This is a genomic window from Streptococcus humanilactis (genome assembly GCF_019448275.1).
GTDB lineage: Bacteria > Bacillota > Bacilli > Lactobacillales > Streptococcaceae > Streptococcus > Streptococcus humanilactis.
On record NZ_JAHXBZ010000013.1, the window covers coordinates 1 to 4,259 of the forward strand.

General features: G+C 50.3%; 1 tRNA gene and 2 rRNA genes. All 3 read right to left on the reverse strand.

The window, feature by feature from the left end:
- Nucleotides 1–22 precede the first annotated feature (22 nt).
- A 23S ribosomal RNA gene (locus KV696_RS09575) occupies nt 23–2,923 on the reverse strand.
- A 123-nt stretch (nt 2,924–3,046) separates the two neighbouring features.
- Nucleotides 3,047–3,119: transfer RNA gene (locus KV696_RS09580), tRNA-Ala, on the reverse strand.
- A gap of 51 nt (nt 3,120–3,170) precedes the next feature.
- A 16S ribosomal RNA gene (locus KV696_RS09585) occupies nt 3,171–4,259 on the reverse strand; the annotation flags it as partial.

The window sequence follows — 4,259 nt, forward strand, 5'->3', positions numbered from 1 at the left end:
CGCTTTCATATTCTCAGTTACTTTGGATAAGTCCTCGAGCTATTAGTATTAGTCCGCTACATGTGTCGCCACACTTCCACTTCTAACCTATCTACCTGATCATCTCTCAGGGCTCTTACTGATATAAAATCATGGGAAATCTCATCTTGAGGTGGGTTTCACACTTAGATGCTTTCAGCGTTTATCCCTTCCCTACATAGCTACCCAGCGATGCCTTTGGCAAGACAACTGGTACACCAGCGGTAAGTCCACTCTGGTCCTCTCGTACTAGGAGCAGATCCTCTCAAATTTCCTACGCCCGCGACGGATAGGGACCGAACTGTCTCACGACGTTCTGAACCCAGCTCGCGTGCCGCTTTAATGGGCGAACAGCCCAACCCTTGGGACCGACTACAGCCCCAGGATGCGACGAGCCGACATCGAGGTGCCAAACCTCCCCGTCGATGTGAACTCTTGGGGGAGATAAGCCTGTTATCCCCAGGGTAGCTTTTATCCGTTGAGCGATGGCCCTTCCATACGGAACCACCGGATCACTAAGCCCGACTTTCGTCCCTGCTCGAGTTGTAGCTCTCGCAGTCAAGCTCCCTTATACCTTTACACTCTGCGAATGATTTCCAACCATTCTGAGGGAACCTTTGGGCGCCTCCGTTACCTTTTAGGAGGCGACCGCCCCAGTCAAACTGCCCGTCAGACACTGTCTCCGATAGGGATCACCTATCCGGGTTAGAGTGGCCATAACACAAGGGTAGTATCCCAACAACGTCTCCTTCGAAACTGGCGTCCCGATCTCATAGACTCCTACCTATCCTGTACATGTGGTACAGACACTCAATATCAAACTGCAGTAAAGCTCCATGGGGTCTTTCCGTCCTGTCGCGGGTAACCTGCATCTTCACAGGTACTAAAATTTCACCGAGTCTCTCGTTGAGACAGTGCCCAAATCATTACGCCTTTCGTGCGGGTCGGAACTTACCCGACAAGGAATTTCGCTACCTTAGGACCGTTATAGTTACGGCCGCCGTTTACTGGGGCTTCAATTCATACCTTCGCTTGCGCTAAGCACTCCTCTTAACCTTCCAGCACCGGGCAGGCGTCACCCCCTATACATCATCTTACGATTTAGCAGAGAGCTGTGTTTTTGATAAACAGTTGCTTGGGCCTATTCACTGCGGCTGACTTAAAGTCAGCACCCCTTCTCCCGAAGTTACGGGGTCATTTTGCCGAGTTCCTTAACGAGAGTTCTCTCGCTCACCTGAGGCTACTCGCCTCGACTACCTGTGTCGGTTTGCGGTACGGGTAGAGTATGTTTAAACGCTAGAAGCTTTTCTTGGCAGTGTGACGTCACTAACTTCGCTACTAAACTTCGCTCCCCATCACAGCTCAATGTTATAGATATAAGCATTTAACTCATATCACACCTCACTGCTTAGACAGACTCTTCCAATCGTCTGCTTTAGTTAGCCTACTGCGTCCCTCCATCACTACATACTCTAGTACAGGAATATCAACCTGTTGTCCATCGGATACACCTTTCGGTCTCTCCTTAGGTCCCGACTAACCCAGGGCGGACGAGCCTTCCCCTGGAAACCTTAGTCTTACGGTGGACAGGATTCTCACCTGTCTTTCGCTACTCATACCGGCATTCTCACTTCTATGCGTTCCAGCACTCCTCACGGTACACCTTCTTCACACATAGAACGCTCTCCTACCATACCTATAAAGGTATCCACAGCTTCGGTAAATTGTTTTAGCCCCGGTACATTTTCGGCGCAGGGTCACTCGACTAGTGAGCTATTACGCACTCTTTGAATGAATAGCTGCTTCTAAGCTAACATCCTAGTTGTCTGTGCAACCCCACATCCTTTTCCACTTAACAATTATTTTGGGACCTTAGCTGGTGGTCTGGGCTGTTTCCCTTTCGACTACGGATCTTAGCACTCGCAGTCTGACTGCCGACCATAATTCATTGGCATTCGGAGTTTATCTGAGATTGGTAATCCGGGATGGACCCCTCACCCAAACAGTGCTCTACCTCCAAGAATCTTAATGTCGACGCTAGCCCTAAAGCTATTTCGGAGAGAACCAGCTATCTCCAAGTTCGTTTGGAATTTCTCCGCTACCCACAAGTCATCCAAGCACTTTTCAACGTGCCCTGGTTCGGTCCTCCAGTGCGTCTTACCGCACCTTCAACCTGCTCATGGGTAGGTCACATGGTTTCGGGTCTACGTCATGATACTAATCCGCCCTATTCAGACTCGGTTTCCCTACGGCTCCGTCTCTTCAACTTAACCTCGCATCATAACGTAACTCGCCGGTTCATTCTACAAAAGGCACGCTCTCACCCATTAACGGGCTCGAACTTGTTGTAGGCACACGGTTTCAGGTTCTATTTCACTCCCCTCCCGGGGTGCTTTTCACCTTTCCCTCACGGTACTGGTTCACTATCGGTCACTAGGGAGTATTTAGGGTTGGGAGATGGTCCTCCCAGATTCCGACGGGATTTCTCGTGTCCCGCCGTACTCAGGATACTGCTAGGTACAAAGACTATTTTAAATACGAGGCTATTACTCTCTTTGGCTGATCTTCCCAAATCATTCTTCTATAATCTTTGAGTCCACATTGCAGTCCTACAACCCCGAAGAGTAAACTCTTCGGTTTGCCCTCCTGCCGTTTCGCTCGCCGCTACTAAGGCAATCGCTTTTGCTTTCTCTTCCTGCAGCTACTTAGATGTTTCAGTTCACTGCGTCTTCCTCCTCACATCCTTAACAGATGCGGGTAACAGGTAGTACCTGTTGGGTTCCCCCATTCGGAAATCCCTGGATCATCGCTTACTTACAGCTACCCAAGGCATATCGTCGTTTGTCACGTCCTTCTTCGGCTCCTAGTGCCAAGGCATCCACCGTGCGCCCTTATTAACTTAACCTTATTTTTGACCTTTCAGTCATAAACTCTTATTAATACTACAGCGTTTTCGGTTTATTTTCTTGTTACTATTTGATATAGATATTCAATTTTCAATGTGCATTACTTGGTGATCTCTCACCAATGGAGCCTAGCGGGATCGAACCGCTGACCTCCTGCGTGCAAAGCAGGCGCTCTCCCAGCTGAGCTAAGGCCCCACAAGACCTCTCAAGACTAAACAAGACCAATGCGCAGTTCCTTATCCTTAGAAAGGAGGTGATCCAGCCGCACCTTCCGATACGGCTACCTTGTTACGACTTCACCCCAATCATCTATCCCACCTTAGGCGGCTGGCTCCTTACGGTTACCTCACCGACTTCGGGTGTTACAAACTCTCGTGGTGTGACGGGCGGTGTGTACAAGGCCCGGGAACGTATTCACCGCGGCGTGCTGATCCGCGATTACTAGCGATTCCGACTTCATGTAGGCGAGTTGCAGCCTACAATCCGAACTGAGACTGGCTTTAAGAGATTAGCTTGCCGTCACCGGCTTGCGACTCGTTGTACCAGCCATTGTAGCACGTGTGTAGCCCAGGTCATAAGGGGCATGATGATTTGACGTCATCCCCACCTTCCTCCGGTTTATTACCGGCAGTCTCGCTAGAGTGCCCAACTGAATGATGGCAACTAACAATAGGGGTTGCGCTCGTTGCGGGACTTAACCCAACATCTCACGACACGAGCTGACGACAACCATGCACCACCTGTCACCTCTGTCCCGAAGGAAAGCTCTATCTCTAGAGCGGTCAGAGGGATGTCAAGACCTGGTAAGGTTCTTCGCGTTGCTTCGAATTAAACCACATGCTCCACCGCTTGTGCGGGCCCCCGTCAATTCCTTTGAGTTTCAACCTTGCGGTCGTACTCCCCAGGCGGAGTGCTTAATGCGTTAGCTGCGGCACTAAACCCCGGAAAGGGTCTAACACCTAGCACTCATCGTTTACGGCGTGGACTACCAGGGTATCTAATCCTGTTTGCTCCCCACGCTTTCGAGCCTCAGCGTCAGTTACAAGCCAGAGAGCCGCTTTCGCCACCGGTGTTCCTCCATATATCTACGCATTTCACCGCTACACATGGAATTCCACTCTCCCCTCTTGCACTCAAGTTAAACAGTTTCCAAAGCGTACTATGGTTAAGCCACAGCCTTTAACTTCAGACTTATCTAACCGCCTGCGCTCGCTTTACGCCCAATAAATCCGGACAACGCTCGGGACCTACGTATTACCGCGGCTGCTGGCACGTAGTTAGCCGTCCCTTTCTGGTAAGATACCGTCACAGTGTGAACTTTCCACTCTCACACTC